Below are 17948 nucleotides of genomic sequence, written 5' to 3'. Positions count from 1 at the left end.
CACGCCACAGCGTGACGCAACGTATCGACGACTACGCCCTCATCGGCGATCTGCAGACCGCCGCGCTCGTCGGACGCGACGGGTCGATCGACTGGCTCTGTCTGCCGCGCTTCGACTCGGCCGCGTGCTTCGCCGCGCTCCTCGGCGACGAGGACAACGGCCACTGGCGGATCGCCCCCAAGGGCGCCACGACCTGCACCACGCGGGGCTACGCCGGCGACTCACTGGTCCTGGAGACGTACTGGGAGACGCGCACCGGCACCGTGAAGGTCGTCGACTTCATGCCGCAGCGCGACACTGCACCCGATGTCATGCGCATCGTGGAGGGCGTCAGCGGCACCGTCGAGATGAGCGCGGTGCTGCGGCTGCGCTTCGACTACGGCTCGGTCGTGCCGTGGATGAGGCGCAGCGACGGCCACCATGTGGCCGTCGCCGGCCCCGACTCGGTCTGGCTGCGCAGCGAGCCGCCCGTGAAGACCTGGGGCCAGCAGTTCTCGACCTGTTCGTCGTTCACGGTCGACGCGGGTGAGAAGGTCGCGTTCGTACTCACCTGGCACCCCTCGCACGAGCCGCGCCCGGAGCTGATCGAGCCCTTCGGCGCGTTGGAGGACTGCCTGCGGGACTGGCGCGACTGGTCGGCGCGCTGCGTGTACCGGGGGCCCTACCGCGAGGCGGTGATGCGCTCGCTGATCACGCTCAAGGCGCTCACCTACGCGCCGACGGGCGGCATCGTCGCCGCGCCCACCACCTCGCTTCCGGAGGAGCTGGGAGGCGTACGGAACTGGGACTACCGCTCCTGCTGGCTGCGCGACTCGACCCTGACGCTCGGCGCGCTGCTGTCGGCCGGCTATGTCGACGAGGCGGCGGCCTGGCGCGACTGGCTGCTGCGGGCGGTGGCCGGCGATCCGGCGGATCTGCAGATCATGTACGGTCCGGGCGGCGAGCGGCGGCTGCCCGAGATGACGCTGCCCTGGCTGAGCGGCTACGCGGACTCGGCGCCGGTACGGATCGGGAACGCGGCCGTGGACCAGTTCCAGCTCGATGTGTACGGCGAGGTGATGGACTCGCTGAGCATGGCGCGGGCGGCAGGCATTCCGCCTGTGCGGCACGCCTGGAACCTGCAGCTGAGCCTGCTCGGCTTCCTGGAGTCGACGTGGCGGGACCCGGACGAGGGGCTGTGGGAGGTACGCGGGCCCCGCCGCCACTTCGTGCACTCGAAGGTGCTGGCCTGGGTCGCCGCCGACCGGGCGGTGCGCACTCTGGAGGACGACCCGTCGCTGCGCGGGGACCCGGCGCGCTGGCGGGCTTTGCGGGACGAGATCCACGCCGACGTGTGCGCCAAGGGGTACGACCCCGAGCGCAACACGTTCACCCAGTCGTACGGTTCGCGGGAACTGGACGCGGCGACGCTGCTGATCCCGCGGGTCGGGTTCCTGCCGTCGGACGATCCCCGGGTGGTGGGGACGGTGGACGCGGTGCGCGAGGAGCTGACACATGGCGGCTTCGTCCGCCGCTACAGCACCGCGGGTGTCTCCGTCGACGGCCTCCCCGGCGGGGAGGGAACGTTTCTGGTCTGCTCCTTCTGGATGGCGGACGCGCTGCGGATGACCGGGCGGGAGCACGAAGCGCGGGAGCTCTTCGAACGCCTCGTGGCGCTCCGCAACGACGTGGGGCTGCTCGCGGAGGAGTACGACCCGGTCGCGCGGCGCCAGCTGGGCAACTTCCCGCAGGCGTTCAGCCACATCGGTCTGGTGGGAACCGCCCTCGCGCTGCCCTGGGAGGACCCGGCAGGATAGGTCCATGGATCTTGGGCTGAAGGACCGGGTGTACGTGGTGACCGGTGCGACGCGGGGGCTCGGCCGTGCCTCGGCCGAGGCGCTGCTCGCCGAGGGCGCGAAGGTGCTGGTCACCGGACGCGAGGAGAAGTCGGTCGCCGAGGCGGTCGCGGAGCTGGGTCCCGACGCGGCCGGTCTCGCCGTCGACAACGCCGACGCCGGAGCGCCGGCCCGGCTGATCGCGGAGGCGCGGTCCCGCTTCGGGCGCTTCGACGGCATCCTCGTCAGCGTCGGCGGCCCCGCCCCCGGCTTCGGCGCGGACAACACCGACGAGCAGTGGGCGTCGGCGTTCGACACCGTCTTCCTCGGGGCGGTACGGATGGCCAGGGCGGCGGCGGACGAGCTGACCGAGGGCGGGGTCATCGGCTTCGTGCTCTCCGGCTCGGTCCACGAGCCGATCCCGGGCCTGACGATCTCCAACGGGCTGCGCCCGGGTCTCGCCGGGTTCGCCAAGTCCCTGGCGGCGGACCTGGGGCCACGGGGCATCCGGGTGGTGGGCGTACTCCCCGGCCGGATCGACACGGACCGGGTGCGTCAGCTCGACGCTCTCTCGGGCGACGCGGAGGCGTCGCGCGCGGCGAGCGAGTCCCGCATCCCGCTGCGTCGCTACGGCACCCCGGCGGAGTTCGGCCGCACGGCGGCGTTCCTGCTCTCGCCCGCGGCGTCCTATGTGACGGGCGTGATGATGTCGGTGGACGGCGGGTCCCGGCACGGCTTCTGACCGGAGCGCCGGGCACGGGTTCTGACCGGGGCCCGGGCACGGGTTCCAACGGGCTGCCCTGGGCGCGGCTTCCGACGGCTGCCCGGGCGCGGGTTCCGACCGCCCGCACCAGGCACGGGTTCCGACCGGCGCCTCGGGGGCGGGGCCGCGCCCGGTGCGCGATGGCGCGTCAGGTCACCCGCCGCGCGCGGTGCTTGACCGCGCGGAGGCGAGCCTCCGTCGGGAGGGTGCTCAGGCCGGTCGAGGTGCGGGCGTGGTCCAGGGCCTCGGCGGTGAGGGTGTTCAGCGCGCCGGTCGGGGAGGCGTACGGCTCCAGGCGCAGCGCCACGCGCGCGTGCGGGGCCGCGCGGCGACCCGTCAGGGAGATACGGGCCCGGGCGACCCCCGCCTGCGCCTTCGCGTCCGCTTCGAGGACGGTCTCCAGGGACCGGCACCGTACAGTCGCCGCCTCGCCGTCACCCGTGTCGATGAGGATCTCCGCGAGCCGGGCCCGCCGGAGCTGGGCGAGCAGCCACCACAGGGCCAGGAGCACGATCACGCCAAGGGCGGCGATCACGACCGGCCACCACCAGCCCTCGTCGCGCCACCGCGTCCGGTCGGCCCGGCTCAGCAGGACGTCGGAGGGGCCGGACCACGGCCACCACGAGGGCACCGGCAGATCGAAGCCGGCCGCGAGCACCGCGCCGCCGAGGACGACGAGCACCAGGCCTACGAGTCCGAGCACCACACGGTTCACGCGCCGGAGAATGACAGGCACTCCCTCACCTCTTCTTCAGCGGGCGGCCCACCCGTACGTTCAGCGCCGGTGGCCGGGCGAGGCCGAGTTCGTCGATGCCGGTCCCCAAAACGCTCTCCACGTCGGAGCGCACCTCGTCGAGTTCGCGGAAGTGCGAGACCGCCCGCACCGCCACCTTCTTGCGCTTCACCTTCACCCGTACCGACTGCACGCCCGAGACCTCCATCGCCCGGTCCCGCAGGATCAGGGCCGCCGCGTCACGGTCGAGTCCGGCCCGTACGTCGGCGTGGTCACGCCGCATCGGGAGGACCGCCCGCAGTCCGGGGGTGGCCGCCAGGATCAGGAGCCAGACCCCGATCAGTACCGCGAGGCCCGCGCCGATCAGCACCAGGACGTCGTCGAGGGGCCGGGTCGCCAGGTCGTCGCCGAGTTCGCGACGCCAGTCCATGGCCGAGCGGCCGGCCCGTACGGCTGCCACGTCGTAGAGCAGCAGGCCGGTGCCGCCGAGGAGGATCAGGGCGACCAGCACCGCCGGGATCCGCCGCACCGCCCAGAAGCGGCGGGCGCGGGGCGCGGGTTCCTCCGGAGAGTCCTCCGGTGCGGGCGCGGGGTCGGGGCGGGTGCCCGTGTCCGTGGTCATCGCAGCTTCCGCCCGCCCGACTCGCGTGCTGTGCGCGGGGAGTGCAGGCGTTCGACGTGGACGGCCACTTCGGGGACCTCCAGCCCCGCCAGTTCCCGCACCCGGTGGATCACCCGGCTGCGGACCGCCAGGCACTGTCCGCGGAGGTCGGAGGGGTAGCCCAGTTCCAGGTTGATCGAGACGCGTGCCGCGTCACGCTGCACGACGACCGAGGCAAGGGGCGCGGAGCCGCCCTGCGGCAGCACGCCGAGCGCTTCCCGCGCCGCCCGTGCGGCGATCTTCGCGACGACCCGGTCGGCGATCGTGGTCGCCCCGCGGCCGGCCCGGCCCATGCTGTCGGCTGTCACCTCCGGTCACCGCAACCGGTCGCCGCGCTCGCGGCTTCGGAAGAAGTCGCCGGGTTCGAGGTCCCCCTCCAGGAACCGCCCGACGACGAAGCCGATCGCGCCCAACGCCGCGATCAGCACGAACGCCCCGAAGCCGCCGAAGTATCCGGCGAATCCGAGGGCCATTCCGGCCATCAGGCCGACCACCGCCATGCTCATGCCGAGCCCTTTCGGTCGCACCGCCGTCGGCTACTGGAGCCGCGACTCCGGCTCTTCTTCCTCGTCCTCGGGCAGCTTCACGTCGCTGACCGCGATGTTGACCTCGACGACTTCCAGGCCGGTCATCCGCTCCACTTCCGAGATGACGTTCTCGCGTACCGACCCGGCCACGTCGGCGATGGAGGCGCCGTACTCGACGACGATCTCCAGGTCGAGCGCGGTCTGCACCTCGCCGACCTCGGCCTTCACACCGCGGGTGGCGCCCGCCTTGGTTCCTCCTCCGCCCGGCACCTTGTCGCGGACCGCGCCGATGGTGCGGGAGAACCCGCTGCCCATGGCGTGGACGCCGTCGACCTCACGTGCTGCCAGACCGGCGATCTTCTCGACGACGCCGTCGGCGATGGTGGTCCGGCCACGGGTGGCGGGATCGCCACCTCCACGCTTGGTCACGGACGGTTCTCTGGGGTGTGCGGGGTCATTCATGACCGTTCATCCCTTCCGTGAAGCTATCGATGCCTTTGCCCACATTAAGCTGAGCCAATGATGACGACATCTGGGGCGGGATGGTCGGGAGCGGTGCGCGATCGGCTCGGGCCGGGCCGGCTGCTGCCGCTCGGAGAGGCGACGGACGGCGCATGGCTGACCGAGAGCGCCGCACGCGCGGTGCTGCTGCGGAGCCTGGCCCCGGTACGGGGGGTGGTTCCGGGGAAGCTACGGGTGGGGCTCGCGGAGGTGGGCCCGCAGGCGCCGTTCCCCGTACCGCCGGGTGGGCTGCCGCCGGGGTCGCTGCGGATCACCGCGGATTTCGCGGTGGAGGCGGGGCGGATGGCGGACGCGCCGCTGCCGGTCCTGGCGGAGGAGGCGCGCGAGGCGCTGTTCGCCGCGGCGGAACGTGCGTTGGGACTGGTGGTCACGGCGGTGGATCTTCGGGTGACCGGGCTGGTCGAGGTCGCTCCGGATTCGCCGGGCACCGCTCCTCCACCCGGGCGAACCGCGCCGCTGGACGAGGAGGACGGGGTGGCCCAGGCGGTGCTGGGCGTGGCGGGCGTGGCGGGGCTGACGTCCCTCCTGGGCGCACCCGTCCACCGCACGGCGGGCGCGCTGAGGGTGGAGCTGGCGGTGACCGACGGCCACCGTGCCCTGGACGTGGCCCGCACCGCCCGGACGCGCGCGACCGTGACCGCTCCCGAGGGAACGGCGGTCACGGTCCTGGTCTCCGAGGTCCGCTTCTCAGGGACCCGCTGAGACCGCGCGCACCGCGTGCGTCAGTCGCCGAGGCCTGCCAGGTCGCGCAGACGGCGGGCCTGGGCGGCACGTTCGGCGGTGCGCTGGGCTTCGTAGGTGCGGTCGGTGGCGCCCTGGAGGAGCGCCTTCGTCTCGATCACGGCGTCGCGCGGCGCCGCGAGCAGCGCGGCGCTCAGGTCCCGTACCGCGGCGTCGAGTTCGTCGACGGGCACGGCGATGTTGGCGAGGCCGATGCGCTCGGCCTCCTGCGCGTGGACGAAGCGGCCGGTCGCGCAGATCTCCAGCGCGCGGGCATAGCCGACCAGGCCCACGAGCGGGTGCGTGCCGGTGAGGTCCGGTACGAGTCCCAGGCTGGTCTCGCGCATGGCGAACTGCACGTCGTCGGCGACGACCCGCAGGTCGCAGGCGAGGGCGAGCTGGAACCCGGCACCGATGGCGTGCCCCTGGACAGCCGCGATCGACACGATGTCGCTGCGGCGCCACCAGGTGAACGCCTCCTGGTACTCGGCGATGACCGCGTCCAGGTCGTCGTCCGAACCGCGTGCCAGGTCCAGGAAGGACGGCTCTCCGTCGAAGCCCTCGGGCGTGAACGCCTGCCGGTCGAGCCCGGCGGAGAAGGACTTGCCCTCACCGCGCAGGACGACGACCCGCACGCTGCCCGGCAGTGACCTTCCGGCCTCCGTCAACGCCCGCCACAGAGCGGGAGACTGGGCGTTGCGCTTCGCCGGGTTGGTCAGGGCCACCGTGGCAACGGCGTCCTCGACGGTGAGCCGTACACCGTCCTTGTCGAACACGAGCACAGAGTCGAGCGAAGTCATGGGGCGCCTCCGGTTCCGGTGCAGCACTGCTAAGTGACTGCACAGTAACCACCCGGTCGACCGCACGGGCGACCGGGTGGCCACCGCGAGAACCGGTGGACCCGACGAACCGCGCCCCGTCAGGCCGAGGCGGCCTTCTTGCCTCGCGTCGCCCCGCCGCGTCCACGCAACGTGACTCCGGACTCACTGAGCATCCGGTGGACGAATCCGTAGGAGCGGCCGGTTTCCTCGGCCAGCGCCCGGATGCTCGCACCGGAGTCGTACTTCTTCTTCAGGTCTGCCGCGAGCTTGTCGCGCGCGGCGCCGGTCACCCGGCTGCCCTTCTTCAGAGTCTCGGCCACCCGTGCCTCCTCATGGGAAGTGCGCTCTGGACTTCTCATGATCACCCCTCCTGGACGTCCTGGCCACCCATTCGACAAGGTCTGTGCCGCCAGGTTTGCGGACGGCGAAGCTCTCCTCACGAACGGAATCCAATATTCCGGAGCGCGTGATCCGTCCCACGCGACACGCCCGGCCAGGAAGTGCCAGGTCAGCGCGGCAGTGGGGAGCGAAAGACGGCGCGGCCCCGACGGGAGGATTCCGCACGGAGCCGCGCCGAGGAGTACGAGACGCCCTCACTCAGATGAAGGATCACCCATGAGCCGAATGATCCATACCGAGATGATCAGGCGAGGGCCACGAGGTCCTTGTAGTCCGGACCCCACAGGTCCTCGACGCCGTCGGGGAGCAGGATGATCCGCTCCGGCTCCAGCGCGTCGACCGCGCCCTCGTCGTGCGTGACGAGGACGACCGCGCCCTTGTAGGTGCGCAACGCGCCGAGGATCTCCTCGCGGCTGGCGGGGTCGAGGTTGTTGGTCGGCTCGTCGAGGAGGAGCACGTTCGCCGAGGAGACCACCAGGGTCGCGAGGGCCAGCCGGGTCTTCTCACCGCCGGAGAGGACTCCGGCCGGCTTGTCGACGTCGTCGCCGGAGAAGAGGAAGGAGCCGAGCGTCTTGCGCACCTCGACGAGGTCGAGGTCGGGCGCGGACGACCGCATGTTCTCCAGGACCGTGCGGTCCGGGTCGAGCGTCTCGTGCTCCTGGGCGTAGTAGCCGAGCTTGAGGCCGTGGCCGGGGGTCACCTCGCCGGTGTCGGGCTTCTCGGCCCCGGCGAGCAGACGCAGCAGCGTCGTCTTGCCCGCGCCGTTGAGGCCGAGGATGACCACGCGCGATCCCTTGTCGATCGCGAGGTTCACATCGGTGAAGATCTCCAGCGAGCCGTACGACTTCGACAGGCCCTCCGCGGTCAGCGGGGTCTTGCCGCAGGGCGCGGGCTCGGGGAAGCGGAGCTTGGCGACCTTGTCGTTGACCCGGACCGCCTCCAGCCCCGAGAGCAGGCGCTCGGCGCGCTTGGCCATGTTCTGCGCGGCGACGGTCTTGGTGGCCTTGGCGCGCATCTTGTCGGCCTGCGAGTTGAGGGCGGCGGCCTTCTTCTCGGCGTTCTGGCGCTCGCGCCTGCGGCGCTTCTCGTCGGCCTCGCGCTGCTGCTGGTAGAGCTTCCAGCCCATGTTGTAGACGTCGATCGCCGAGCGGTTGGCGTCCAGGTAGAAGACCTTGTTCACGACGGTCTCGACGAGGTCGACGTCGTGGGAGATGACGATGAAGCCACCGCGGTAGGTCTTGAGGTAGTCACGCAGCCAGACGATCGAGTCGGCGTCGAGGTGGTTGGTGGGCTCGTCGAGGAGGAGCGTGTCGGCGTCGGAGAACAGGATCCGGGCCAGTTCGACCCGGCGCCGCTGACCGCCGGAGAGGGTGTGCAGCGGCTGGCCGAGGACGCGGTCGGGGAGGCCGAGGGCGGCGGCGATGGTCGACGCCTCGGCCTCGGCGGCGTATCCGCCCTTGGTGAGGAACTCGGTCTCCTGGCGCTCGTACTGCTTCATCGCCTTGTCGCGCGTGGCGCCGGTGCCGTTCGCGATGCGCTCCTCGTTCATCCGCATCTTCTTGATGAGGACGTCCAGGCCGCGGGCGGAGAGGATGCGGTCGCGGGCCAGGACGTCGAGGTCGCCGGTGCGCGGGTCCTGCGGGAGGTAGCCGACCTCGCCGGAGCGGGCGATCTGCCCGGCGGCGGGCATGCCCTCGCCCGCGAGGCACTTGGTGAGGGTGGTCTTGCCCGCTCCGTTGCGGCCGACGAGGCCGATGCGGTCGCCCTTGGCGATACGGAAGGAAGCGGACTCGAGGAGGATGCGGGCGCCGGCGCGCAGCTCGATGCCGGAAGCGGTGATCACGGACAGACTCCAGGGCGGACGGTTCGGCGGAAGGGGCTGTATGCGGATTCGACGCCGCTAGTCATGCGCGGGGAGAATGGCCATACGGCCAGTCTAACGGGCGCATGCAACTGCTTTTCGGCCATGGTCCGGCACCGGCCCCGCACCCCGCGTACCGGCTGTTACCACCCACACCAGGCAAAAGGGGCGATCCCTACCGGATTCTCCGATACTCGGGCGCAGGGCGGCGTCTCTGCCGCGGCGGAGACGTAGAGGGTGGTGGCGCATGCGGTTCGACGACGACGCCGACCTGGACACCTCGGAGGTACGGGACGTCCGCGGCGGCCGCGTCCCCGGCGGGAAGGCCACCGTCGGCGGCGGCGTCGTCGGCTTCATCGCCCTGGTCCTGGGGCTGCTCCTCGGGGTCGGCCCCGAGCAGCTGGGGCTCGCCTCGGGCGACCCCGAGCCGGTCGCGACCTCCTCCTCGGCGGCCCGGATCGAGCAGAGCTGCCGGACCGGCGCGGACGCGAACGCCCGCGAGGACTGCCGGATCGTGGCGGTCGTCAACAGCGTGCAGGACTTCTGGCGGGCGGAGTACGAGCGGCGGGGCGGGCGGTACGGGGACGCGCGCACGGTCGTGTTCACCCACCGGGTCGGCACGGCCTGCGGCCCGGCCACCTCGGCGGTCGGGCCGTTCTACTGCCCGGGCGACCGCCAGGTCTATCTGGACCTGGGCTTCTTCGACGAGCTGCGGACGAAGTTCGGGTCGAGCGGCGGGCCCTTCGCCCAGGCGTACGTCGTGGCGCACGAGTACGGCCACCATGTGCAGAACATGACGGGGACCCTGGCCCGCGCCCAGGACGGCCGGGCGGGCGCGAACTCCGACGCCGTGCGGGTCGAGCTGCAGGCCGACTGCTACGCGGGCGTCTGGGCACGCCACGCGACGAGCACGCCGGACGAGAAGACGGGCCGGCCCCTGCTCACCAGCCTGACCGAGGCCGACATCCGGGACGGTCTGGACGCGGCGGCCGCGGTGGGCGACGACCGGATCCAGGAGAGGTTCCAGGGCCGGGTCACACCGGAGAACTGGACGCACGGCTCGGCCGCGCAACGCGGGGAGTGGTTCGCCACCGGCTTCAGGACCGGTGACATGGCGCGCTGCAACACCTTCCGCTGACGCGTCCCGATGTCCGCGCCGGATGCCAGACTGAGATCCAGGTCACGTTCCCTGCCGCGAGAAGGAGTGATCGGGATGGCTGAGGCACCCCACATCTGTCCGACCCTGACCTACCACGACGCGCATGCCGCGATCCGGCAGCTCACCGAGGCGTTCGGCTTCACCCGCGCCGCGGTGTACGAGGGCGAGGACGGCAAGGTCGTGCACGCCGAGCTGTCGTACGGCAACGGCATGGTGATGCTCGGCAGCAAGGGCACCGGCAGCGAGTTCGACAAGCTCGTCGAGGGCTCCGGCCCCAGCGGGGTGTACGTCCACGTGGACGACGTGGACGAACACCACGCCCGGTCGGTGGCCCACGGCGTCGACATCGTGATGCCGCCGACGGACCAGGACTACGGCTCGCGGGACTACATGGCGCGCGACGGCGAGGGCAACGTGTGGAGCTTCGGCACCTATCTGCCGGGGGACACCGGCTGAGAGCCGACGTGGCGGTCAGGCTCCCCCGGTGTGGACCTGGAAGGCCGCCCGGCGGACCGCCTTGGCGAGGGCGGGGTCGGGGTGGGCCGCGGCGAGAGCCACCAGGACCTGGACCGTACGGGGGTGGCCGACGGCCCGGACAGCGTCGAGGAGCGCCGGGACCGTGCCCTGGACGGCGGAGTCGAGGTGGCGCACCAGGAGCGTGCTCTCCCCGTGGTCGGCGACGGCCGCGGCGGTGTCCACCCAGAGCCAGGTGGCTTCCTCCCGCGTGAGGACGTCAGGGGCGTCGTCGGGGTCGGCGCCTTCGTACTCGGCGATCCAGAGCAGGGCGTACGGCCGGAGCGAGGCCTCCTCGGCCGCCGCCCGCACCTCGGCCTCGGCGGGGGCGCCGACGACACGGAGCGCCTCGAAGGCCAGTCCGCGCAGCAGTGCGTCCTCGCCGCGGGCGACGGCCAGCAGCTCCGAGACGGCGCTGGTGAGCGTGCGGGCGGCGAGCCAGGCGCGGTACTCGTCGCGGGCCGGGCCGGGGGTGAGGCTCGCGCAGCCGCGGAGCATGTCCTCGGCGGACTGCTCGATGTTGCCCGCGGGACTCTGGGCTGCGACGCAGATCTGCTCCAGCTTGACCCACACCGCCCAGTTGCCGAGCGGGGTCAGGGTGGCCTGGCGGCCGTCGGACCCCTCTCCGAGGGTCAGGGCGCCGACGGCGGCGAGCCCTTCCAGGGCCCAGTCGAGCAGGGCGTCGAGCCCCTCGGGCCCGGCGAGGAGGGCAGCGGAGGCACCCGGCGCGCCGTCGGGAGCGGTGCCGGGCGTGATGTCCGCGCCCTCGACGGGCACCTCGCACCGCTCCTCGCGCAGCTCCTCGACCCGCTGCCGGAGCAGGTCGAGGAGAGCGGGGACCCCCACGGGACCTGCCGAGAGCTGAAGGAGCGAGAGCACCTGGGGGACGGCCTCGACGACCTCGGCCACGGCGCCGGGCGCGACGTCCGCCGGGGCGGGGTGGACCAGGGACCAGGCGTCGAAGAGGGCCACCCAGCCGCGCAGGACGGCGGAGTCGTCGCGGTCCCAGGCGTGCAGGCGCCAGCCGGGGCGGGCGGTGTCGCCGTGGAGTTCGACGAGGCCGGCGAGCCGGGCCCGGTCCCAGCCTGCCCGGACCTGGCCGGGTGTCAGGTCCAGTGCGGCGGCGGCCCGTCCCGGGGCGGGGACACCGTCGGGCGCGGCCACGGGGGCCTGGGAGTTCGCGGCGCCCGGCACGGAGGCCGTCGCGGCGCCCGGCGCGCGGACGGACCCGGGGCCGGACGCCGCCGCGGTCCGGGCGCCACCGTCGAGGGTGACCCAGCGGGCGATCCGTACGGCGTCGGTAAGGACGGTCCTCGCCTGACGGGCGAGTTCCGCGCGGGGCGGAGTGCCCTCCGGCGGCCGGGGGGCCGGGCGGGTCCGCCGGGTCGTCACGGCACGCCGTGCGGTGGCGAGTGCCCGCGGACGGACAAGTCGGAGTCTGGAGTTGCGCGCCAATTGCTCATCGGGCTTTCGAGACGTCACGGGGGCAGTCTTCCCGTTGGCGGCCCGAAAGCCCAATCGGAATCGGAGAGGCCGCCGGAACACCGGCGGCACGCCCCGGGCCGAGGCCCTGGCGGAGGGGTGCGGCAGGCTCTAGAGGAGCGGGGTGACGAACCGCCGGAGGGCCTCTTCGTACCGGACCGGGTCGGCGTTCCACATCGCCGCGTGCGGGGCTCCGCGGACGGTGTTCAGGGTGACCAGTTCCGGGCGCCGGGCGGCCAGTTCGAGGGACGGCTCCCAGGGGGCGATCGTGTCGTCGGGGCCGTGGAAGACCAGCGTCGGCACGCGCAGGGCGGCCGGGTCGGAAGCCTCCCGGACGCGGTCGCCGTGCAGCGCGGCCCTGCCCTGTGCGGCGCGGACGGCGAGCGGCAGCAGCGGGCCGGGCACGCGGCGGGCCGCCGCGAGGTTGCGCAGGGTGGCCTCCCGGTCGAGGACCGGGGAGTCCAGGACGAGGCCGCGGATCACGTCCCGTACGCCCGAGTCGGCGGCGGCGTGCAGGGCCATCGTGCCGCCGGTCCCCCAGCCGTGCAGGACGACGTGCTCGGCGCCCCTGCGGACGGCGTAGCGGATCGCGGCGTCGACGTCGCGCCACTCGGTGTCACCGAGGTGGCCGAGGCCGTCCGGCGACGGGGGCGCGCCCTCGTCGCCGCGGTAGGAGAGGCAGAGGACGGGGATCTGCCGCCGGGCGAGGAAGGGGACGAGGTTGAGGGGGTGCCGTCGGGTGGTGCCGATGCCGTGCAGGGCGATGACCCAGGTGGAGCGCGGGCCGGGGACGAGCCAGGCGGGCAGGGCGCCGAGCTCGCCGGGGATCTCCACGTCCTCGTGGACGATGCCGAGGGAGCTGTACGGGGTGCCGCCGTGCAGCTCGGGGGTGAGGCGGACCCGGGCGCCGGGCTCCAGTTCGCCGAGCTCGACGCGTTCCAGGCGGCGTACGACGGTGTCCGCGGTGTGCGGCACCCGGTCGAGGGCGGGGCCCACGACCGCGTGGACGCCGGCGCCCTCGATCCCGTACGTACCGGGGCGCAGGGAGGCGAGGCTGCGGGTGAGGGTGACCCGGTCGGGACCCGTGGCGTGCACGGTGAGCCGGGGGTCGCCGGGCAGGGGCCGGCCGGACGAGGCCTTGAGGGCGACGTCGCCGGCGTACCGGCCGGCCGCGATCGCGGCCGCGCCGACACCGATCAGGGTGGTGACGGCCGCTGCCGTCGCTGTAGCCGGGCGCACGGTCCCAGTGTCGACAGGTCCGGCCGGGGCTGCCACCGGACGGAGCCGCCCGTGGTCCGGCCCCTCGTCAGCAGCCGGTCGGCGCCTCCGGAGAGTGACATGGGTCTCCTCCGCGGGTCCCTCGGTCGGCTGATACCGCCCCTGAAGCGTCCACGGGCTGACACGGGCGGTCGGGGAGGAAGCGGCGGGAGTCCTCCATGTCCGGTGATGGCACGGATTACCCGGGGTCGCACCCCGCTCACATCGTGGACAGGTGGCCCCTCCGACCCCTAAGCGGAATGTCCGGACCCCGATTCGAGTCACCCCACCGCCGGACTCAGTTCACCTTCCGTTCACTCAGGTTGCCTACGTTCGTCCAGCCACTGACGTCAAACGATTGCCTGGGTAAATGGAACACATCACGCTGCTGCTCGCGATTGTGATCGTGACAGCTCTCGTGTTCGATTTCACGAACGGTTTCCACGACACCGCCAACGCGATGGCGACGACCATCTCGACCGGTGCCCTCAAGCCCAAGACGGCGGTGGCCATGTCCGCCGTGCTCAACCTGGTCGGCGCGTTCCTGTCCGTCGAGGTCGCCAAGACGATCTCCAGCGGCCTGGTCAACGAGGAAGGCATCCAGCCGGAGGTCATCTTCGCCGCGCTGGTCGGCGCCATCCTCTGGAATCTGCTGACGTGGCTGGTCGGCCTGCCCTCCAGCTCCTCGCACGCCCTCATGGGCGGTCTCATCGGCGCCACCATCGCCTCGGTGGGCCTCAGCGGGGTCAACGGCGGCGTCGTCGTCACCAAGGTCCTGATCCCGGCGATCGCCGCACCGCTCGTCGCCGGTGTCGCGGCGTTCCTCGCCTCCCGGCTGACCTACAGGATCGGCAAGAAGGCCGACGAGAAGACGCAGGCCAAGGGCTACCGCGCCGGACAGATCGCGTCGGCCGGTCTCGTCTCGCTGGCCCACGGCACGAACGACGCTCAGAAGACGATGGGCATCATCACGCTGGCGCTGGTCGCCGGCGGCGTCCTGGTCCCGGGTTCCAACCCGCCCGTCTGGGTCATCGTCTCGGCCGGTCTGGCCATCGCCCTCGGCACGTACCTGGGCGGCTGGCGGATCATCCGCACCATGGGCAAGGGCCTCACCGACCTTCAGCCGCAGCAGGGCTTCGCCGCCCAGAGCAGCGCGGCGGCCGTCATCCTGGCCTCCTCGAACCTCGGCTTCTCGCTCTCGACCACCCATTCCTGCTCCGGCGCCGTCATGGGCGCGGGCCTGGGCCGCAAGGGCGGCGTCGTCCGCTGGTCGACCGCCACCCGCATGTTCGTCGCGTGGGGCCTCACCCTTCCCGCCGCCGGTCTGGTCGCCGCGGGATCCGAGTTCGTGACCAAGCAGGGCGACTGGGGAGTCGCCGCCGTCGCGGCCTTCCTGATCGCCTCCTGTGTCGCCATCTGGTTCGTCTCCCGCCGCCAGGTGGTCGACCACACCAACGTCAACGACGTGGATGCCGCCACCGAGCCCGCCGGCGTCGTGACCACCGCCATCGCGGCCGTCGCCCCGCCCGCCACCGCCGGTTCCGTCTCGGCCGTCGCGGACGAGGACTTCAAGACCACCATCCCCTCGCCGGCCCCCACGGACCCGGCAGCCCCCGCCGCCTCGGCCGCGGTGTAAGGAACGACAGACATGAAGATCGACTGGGCAGCTCTCGGCTCCGTCTTCGGAGTCAGCCTCGTGGCGACCGTGGCCCTGGTGGGCCTGTTCACCCTCGGCATCGTCGGCCTCTCCAAGCAGGAGCAGGCCGCCTCCCAGGGTGGCTCCGCCGCCCTGGCGCGCACCGGCGCGTACGCCTGCTTCGCGCTGTGCGCGGCGGCCGTCGCGTACGGCATCTATCTGATCGTCGTCTGACGGCGGTCCCGCTTCGCCGGCCGGGCGGGTCGCACCTTCGGGTGCGGCCCGCCCGGTCGGCGTTTCCCCCGGCCCGGCGGGCTCGTGTGGTGCTCCGCACACTGTCCCGTCGCAGGTCAAACGTGAGTTGACGGGTGTTCGCGGAGCGTGGTGGACTTCCGGGGCCATTACGGCGGCAAGCAGAGGAAGCCCGGTGCGAATCCGGCGCGGTCCCGCCACTGTGACCGGGGAGTCGATCCCCGGGAGCCAGGAACTCTCGCCGCCGGTCACGTCGAGCCAGGGCGCGGACCCTGAGTGAGGACACAGCGCCATGCCCGGCCGCAGTGCAGCCACAGGTGTATTCGCGTACGGCGCCGCAGCCGGTCTGGCCGCGGACCTGATCGTCGGCGACCCCCGCCGCGGCCATCCGGTCGCCGCCTTCGGACGTGCCGCGGGCGCGGTCGAGAAGCGGTTGTGGCGCGACCACCGCGGGTGGGGAGCGCTGCACACCGCCGTCTGCGTGGCCGGCGCCGCGGGCGCCGCCGCGCTGGCCGCCCGTACCGTACGCCACAGTCACCCGGCCTCCGTCGCGCTGACCGCCGCCTCCGTGTGGGCCGTCGTCGGCGGGACGACCCTGGGCCGGGAGGCCCGCGCGATCGGCGGGGCCCTCGCCGCCGGGGACCTGGACGTGGCCCGTGAGCGGCTGCCCCATCTGTGCGGACGCGATCCGCACTCCCTGGACGGTCCGGCGATGGCCCGCGCGGTCGTGGAGTCCGTCGCCGAGAACACCTCCGACGCCGTGGTCGGGGCGCTGGTCTGGGGCGCGGTCGCGGGCGTTCCGGGGCTGGTCGGCTTCCGGGCGGTGAACACCCTGGACGCGATGGTCGGCCACAGGTCGGTCCGGTACCGGCGGTTCGGCTGGGCCTCGGCCCGGCTCGACGACGTGGCCGGCTGGCCGGGTGCCCGGCTGACCGCCGCGCTCGCGACGGTGGCCGGGGGGAATCCGCGCGGTGCGGTGCGTGCCTGGCGGGCCGACGCGGCGAAGCACCCGAGCCCCAACGCCGGCCCGGTGGAGGCCTCGTTCGCCGGGGCGCTCGGCGTACGGCTCGGCGGGACGCTGTCGTACGGAGGCCGGGTCGAGCACCGGCCCGTACTGAACGGGGAGGGACGGGCCGTGGAGGTCGGGGACATCGAACGCGCGGTACGGCTGTCGCGCCGGGTGACGGGGCTGACGCTCGCCGTCTGTGTGGGCGGGCGGATCGTGGCGGGCGCGCTGAAGCGGAGGAAGGCATGAGAGGCGGGGGGCTGCTGGTCGCCGGGACCACGTCCGACGCGGGCAAGAGCGTCGTCACGGCGGGCATCTGCCGCTGGCTGGTCCGGCAGGGCGTGAAGGTCGCGCCGTTCAAGGGCCAGAACATGTCCCTGAACTCCTTCGTGACCCGGGAGGGCGCGGAGATCGGGCGGGCCCAGGCGATGCAGGCGCAGGCCGCGCGCGTGGAGCCGACCGCGCTGATGAACCCGGTGCTCCTGAAGCCGGGCAGCGACCGCTCCAGCCAGGTCGTCCTGATGGGCAGGCCGGTGGGCGAACTGAGCGCCAAGGGGTTCTTCGGGGGGCCTGGGGGGTCGTCTCCCGGGAAAGCGCTGCACGGAGGGCGCCGGCAGGAGCTGTTCGAACCCGTCCTGGCGTGCCTGGAGGAGCTGCGGGGCACGTATGACGCCGTGATCTGCGAGGGGGCGGGCAGTCCGGCCGAGATCAACCTGCGGCGTACGGACATCGTGAACATGGGCATCGCGCGGGCCGCGCGGCTGCCGGTCCTCGTGGTCGGGGACATCGACAGGGGCGGGGTGTTCGCCCAGTTCTTCGGCACGACGGCGCTCCTGGCACCCGAGGACCAGGAGCTGGTCGCGGGCTACCTCGTGAACAAGTTCCGCGGTGACGTGACCCTGTTGGAGCCGGGCCTCGACATGCTGTTCGGGCTGACCGGGCGCCGTACGTTCGGTGTACTGCCCTACGCGCACGGGCTCGGTATCGACGAGGAGGACGGGCTCCGCGTCTCGCTGCGCGGCACGGTCCGCGAGTCCGTCGTCGCGCCGCCGGTCGGCGAGGACGTGCTACGGGTCGCCGTCTGCGCGGTGCCCCTGATGTCGAACTTCACCGACGTGGACGCGCTGGCGGCCGAACCGGGCGTGGTCGTGCGGTTCGTGGACCGGGCCGAGGAGCTCGTCGACGCGGACCTGGTGGTCGTGCCGGGCACCCGCGGGACGGTGCGGGCACTGGCGTGGCTGCGCGAGCGCGGTCTCGCGGACGCGCTCGCACGGCGGGCCGCGGAGGGCCGGCCGGTGCTCGGCATCTGCGGCGGCTTCCAGGTGCTCGGCGAGCGGATCGAGGACGAGGTCGAGTCGAAGGCGGGCACGGTCGACGGGCTCGGACTGCTGCCCGTACGGGTCCGGTTCGCGGCCGAGAAGACGCTGGCCCGGCCGGTCGGCGAGGCGCTCGGCGAGCGGGTCGAGGGGTACGAGATCCACCACGGCGTCGCGGACGTCCTGGGCGGCGATCCGTTCCTGGACGGGTGCCGGGTCGGCGCCGTGTGGGGTACGCACTGGCACGGCTCCCTGGAGAGCGACGGCTTCCGCCGCGCGTTCCTGCGGGAGGTCGCGGAGGCGGCCGGCCGCCGTTTCGTACCGGCTCCCGACACGGCCTTCGGGTCGCTGCGCGAGGAGCAGCTGGACCGCCTCGGCGACCTGATCGAGGAACACGCGGACACCGACGCGCTGCTGCGTCTGATCGAGCGGGGCGCCCCGACGGGGCTGCCGTTCGTGCCGCCGGGGGCGCCGTGACGCCCCTTCCCCCGCCGGTGCGCCTCGTC

At 73.0% G+C, this 17948-nt stretch carries 19 protein-coding genes and 1 riboswitch; of the genes, 9 read left to right on the top strand and 10 right to left on the bottom strand.

Annotated elements, in window-relative coordinates; all coding sequences use genetic code 11:
- Window positions 1–11: 11 nt before the first annotated feature.
- Window positions 12–1796, top strand: a complete 1785-nt coding sequence (locus ACFUJR_RS23325; protein WP_383173729.1) for a glycoside hydrolase family 15 protein — start codon at window positions 12–14, stop codon at window positions 1794–1796.
- A gap of 4 nt (window positions 1797–1800) precedes the next feature.
- Window positions 1801–2556 carry an SDR family NAD(P)-dependent oxidoreductase gene (locus ACFUJR_RS23320; protein WP_383173726.1) on the top strand — a complete coding sequence of 252 codons (756 nt, stop codon included), beginning with the start codon at window positions 1801–1803 and terminating at the stop codon, window positions 2554–2556.
- Window positions 2557–2725: 169 nt separating this feature from the next.
- On the opposite strand, the gene amaP is transcribed toward ACFUJR_RS23320, so the two are convergent.
- Genes amaP through ACFUJR_RS23295 form a run of 5 tightly spaced genes read right to left on the bottom strand, consistent with a single transcriptional unit; the run spans window position 2726 to window position 4960 of the window.
- On the bottom strand, window positions 2726–3304 hold the full coding sequence (gene amaP / locus ACFUJR_RS23315; protein WP_383173762.1) for an alkaline shock response membrane anchor protein AmaP: 579 nt from the start codon (window positions 3302–3304) through the stop codon (window positions 2726–2728).
- 13 nt (window positions 3305–3317) lie between these two features.
- The gene (locus tag ACFUJR_RS23310; protein ID WP_383173723.1) at window positions 3318–3932 is read right to left on the bottom strand and encodes a DUF6286 domain-containing protein; all 615 of its coding nucleotides are present in this window, start codon (window positions 3930–3932) and stop codon (window positions 3318–3320) included.
- Window positions 3929–4264 (bottom strand): Asp23/Gls24 family envelope stress response protein, encoded by a 336-nt coding sequence (locus ACFUJR_RS23305; RefSeq protein ID WP_383173759.1) that lies wholly within the window; start codon window positions 4262–4264, stop codon window positions 3929–3931. Before ACFUJR_RS23305 ends, ACFUJR_RS23310 begins: the two co-directional genes overlap by 4 nt.
- Before the next feature lie 21 nt (window positions 4265–4285).
- Window positions 4286–4477 (bottom strand): hypothetical protein, encoded by a 192-nt coding sequence (locus tag ACFUJR_RS23300; protein ID WP_383173720.1) that lies wholly within the window; start codon window positions 4475–4477, stop codon window positions 4286–4288.
- A 30-nt stretch (window positions 4478–4507) separates the two neighbouring features.
- Window positions 4508–4960, bottom strand: a complete 453-nt coding sequence (locus tag ACFUJR_RS23295) for an Asp23/Gls24 family envelope stress response protein (protein WP_383173717.1) — start codon at window positions 4958–4960, stop codon at window positions 4508–4510.
- 57 nt (window positions 4961–5017) lie between these two features.
- Here ACFUJR_RS23295 and ACFUJR_RS23290 point away from each other — a divergent pair, with 57 nt between their 5' ends.
- Entirely contained in the window at window positions 5018–5722 is a 705-nt protein-coding gene (locus ACFUJR_RS23290; protein ID WP_383173714.1) for a hypothetical protein, read from the top strand.
- Window positions 5723–5742: 20 nt separating this feature from the next.
- Here ACFUJR_RS23290 and ACFUJR_RS23285 read toward each other — a convergent pair whose 3' ends face one another.
- The 3 genes from ACFUJR_RS23285 to ACFUJR_RS23275 form a co-directional block, all read right to left on the bottom strand.
- Window positions 5743–6540: an enoyl-CoA hydratase/isomerase family protein gene (locus ACFUJR_RS23285; RefSeq protein WP_383173711.1), complete on the bottom strand. Its 798-nt coding sequence runs from the start codon at window positions 6538–6540 to the stop codon at window positions 5743–5745.
- A gap of 119 nt (window positions 6541–6659) precedes the next feature.
- Window positions 6660–6881 (bottom strand): helix-turn-helix domain-containing protein, encoded by a 222-nt coding sequence (locus ACFUJR_RS23280; RefSeq protein ID WP_006123601.1) that lies wholly within the window; start codon window positions 6879–6881, stop codon window positions 6660–6662.
- 323 nt (window positions 6882–7204) lie between these two features.
- The gene (locus tag ACFUJR_RS23275; protein WP_383173708.1) at window positions 7205–8803 is read right to left on the bottom strand and encodes an ABC-F family ATP-binding cassette domain-containing protein; all 1599 of its coding nucleotides are present in this window, start codon (window positions 8801–8803) and stop codon (window positions 7205–7207) included.
- Between the two features lie 265 nt (window positions 8804–9068).
- Between ACFUJR_RS23275 and ACFUJR_RS23270 the strand changes: the two genes are divergently transcribed.
- Both ACFUJR_RS23270 and ACFUJR_RS23265 read left to right on the top strand, forming a co-directional pair.
- The gene (locus tag ACFUJR_RS23270) at window positions 9069–9959 is read left to right on the top strand and encodes a neutral zinc metallopeptidase (protein ID WP_383173705.1); all 891 of its coding nucleotides are present in this window, start codon (window positions 9069–9071) and stop codon (window positions 9957–9959) included.
- Window positions 9960–10034: 75 nt separating this feature from the next.
- Window positions 10035–10436, top strand: a complete 402-nt coding sequence (locus tag ACFUJR_RS23265) for a VOC family protein (RefSeq protein ID WP_383173702.1) — start codon at window positions 10035–10037, stop codon at window positions 10434–10436.
- A gap of 15 nt (window positions 10437–10451) precedes the next feature.
- Here ACFUJR_RS23265 and ACFUJR_RS23260 read toward each other — a convergent pair whose 3' ends face one another.
- A complete protein-coding gene (locus tag ACFUJR_RS23260; RefSeq protein WP_383173699.1) occupies window positions 10452–11975 on the bottom strand; it encodes a hypothetical protein in 1524 nt (507 codons plus the stop codon).
- Between the two features lie 111 nt (window positions 11976–12086).
- Window positions 12087–13214 carry an alpha/beta hydrolase gene (locus ACFUJR_RS23255; protein WP_383173696.1) on the bottom strand — a complete coding sequence of 376 codons (1128 nt, stop codon included), beginning with the start codon at window positions 13212–13214 and terminating at the stop codon, window positions 12087–12089.
- Window positions 13215–13602: 388 nt separating this feature from the next.
- On the opposite strand from ACFUJR_RS23255, the gene ACFUJR_RS23250 reads away from it, so the two are divergent.
- From ACFUJR_RS23250 to ACFUJR_RS23235, 4 genes are all read left to right on the top strand, one after another.
- On the top strand, window positions 13603–14868 hold the full coding sequence (locus tag ACFUJR_RS23250; RefSeq protein ID WP_383173693.1) for an anion permease: 1266 nt from the start codon (window positions 13603–13605) through the stop codon (window positions 14866–14868).
- Window positions 14869–14880: 12 nt separating this feature from the next.
- On the top strand, window positions 14881–15102 hold the full coding sequence (locus ACFUJR_RS23245; protein ID WP_329122086.1) for a hypothetical protein: 222 nt from the start codon (window positions 14881–14883) through the stop codon (window positions 15100–15102).
- A 181-nt stretch (window positions 15103–15283) separates the two neighbouring features.
- Window positions 15284–15358, top strand: a riboswitch (cobalamin riboswitch).
- A gap of 54 nt (window positions 15359–15412) precedes the next feature.
- Complete coding sequence (locus ACFUJR_RS23240) at window positions 15413–16375, top strand: cobalamin biosynthesis protein (RefSeq protein WP_383177034.1); 963 nt, start codon at window positions 15413–15415, stop codon at window positions 16373–16375.
- Window positions 16372–17919, top strand: a complete 1548-nt coding sequence (locus ACFUJR_RS23235) for a cobyric acid synthase (RefSeq protein WP_383177032.1) — start codon at window positions 16372–16374, stop codon at window positions 17917–17919. The genes ACFUJR_RS23240 and ACFUJR_RS23235 overlap by 4 nt, the downstream gene beginning before the upstream one ends.
- Window positions 17920–17948: the final 29 nt, after the last annotated feature.

The sequence above is a fragment of the Streptomyces sp. NPDC057271 genome (genome assembly GCF_042668715.1).
In the GTDB taxonomy this organism is placed as follows: Bacteria; Actinomycetota; Actinomycetes; order Streptomycetales; family Streptomycetaceae; genus Streptomyces.
Note: the sequence above shows the minus strand (reverse complement) of the source record. Positions and strands in the feature narration are given on the sequence as shown.

Coding starts and splice junctions, on each gene's coding strand:
- ACFUJR_RS23300 (WP_383173720.1), bottom strand. CDS start 4,477: ATGAGCATGGCGGTGGTCGGCCTGATGGCCGGAATGGCCCTCGGATTC.
- ACFUJR_RS23285 (WP_383173711.1), bottom strand. CDS start 6,540: ATGACTTCGCTCGACTCTGTGCTCGTGTTCGACAAGGACGGTGTACGG.
- ACFUJR_RS23305 (WP_383173759.1), bottom strand. CDS start 4,264: ATGGGCCGGGCCGGCCGCGGGGCGACCACGATCGCCGACCGGGTCGTC.
- ACFUJR_RS23240 (WP_383177034.1), top strand. CDS start 15,413: ATGCCCGGCCGCAGTGCAGCCACAGGTGTATTCGCGTACGGCGCCGCA.
- ACFUJR_RS23320 (WP_383173726.1), top strand. CDS start 1,801: ATGGATCTTGGGCTGAAGGACCGGGTGTACGTGGTGACCGGTGCGACG.
- ACFUJR_RS23270 (WP_383173705.1), top strand. CDS start 9,069: ATGCGGTTCGACGACGACGCCGACCTGGACACCTCGGAGGTACGGGAC.
- ACFUJR_RS23250 (WP_383173693.1), top strand. CDS start 13,603: ATGGAACACATCACGCTGCTGCTCGCGATTGTGATCGTGACAGCTCTC.
- ACFUJR_RS23245 (WP_329122086.1), top strand. CDS start 14,881: ATGAAGATCGACTGGGCAGCTCTCGGCTCCGTCTTCGGAGTCAGCCTC.
- ACFUJR_RS23235 (WP_383177032.1), top strand. CDS start 16,372: ATGAGAGGCGGGGGGCTGCTGGTCGCCGGGACCACGTCCGACGCGGGC.
- ACFUJR_RS23310 (WP_383173723.1), bottom strand. CDS start 3,932: ATGACCACGGACACGGGCACCCGCCCCGACCCCGCGCCCGCACCGGAG.
- ACFUJR_RS23265 (WP_383173702.1), top strand. CDS start 10,035: ATGGCTGAGGCACCCCACATCTGTCCGACCCTGACCTACCACGACGCG.
- ACFUJR_RS23290 (WP_383173714.1), top strand. CDS start 5,018: ATGATGACGACATCTGGGGCGGGATGGTCGGGAGCGGTGCGCGATCGG.
- ACFUJR_RS23295 (WP_383173717.1), bottom strand. CDS start 4,960: ATGAATGACCCCGCACACCCCAGAGAACCGTCCGTGACCAAGCGTGGA.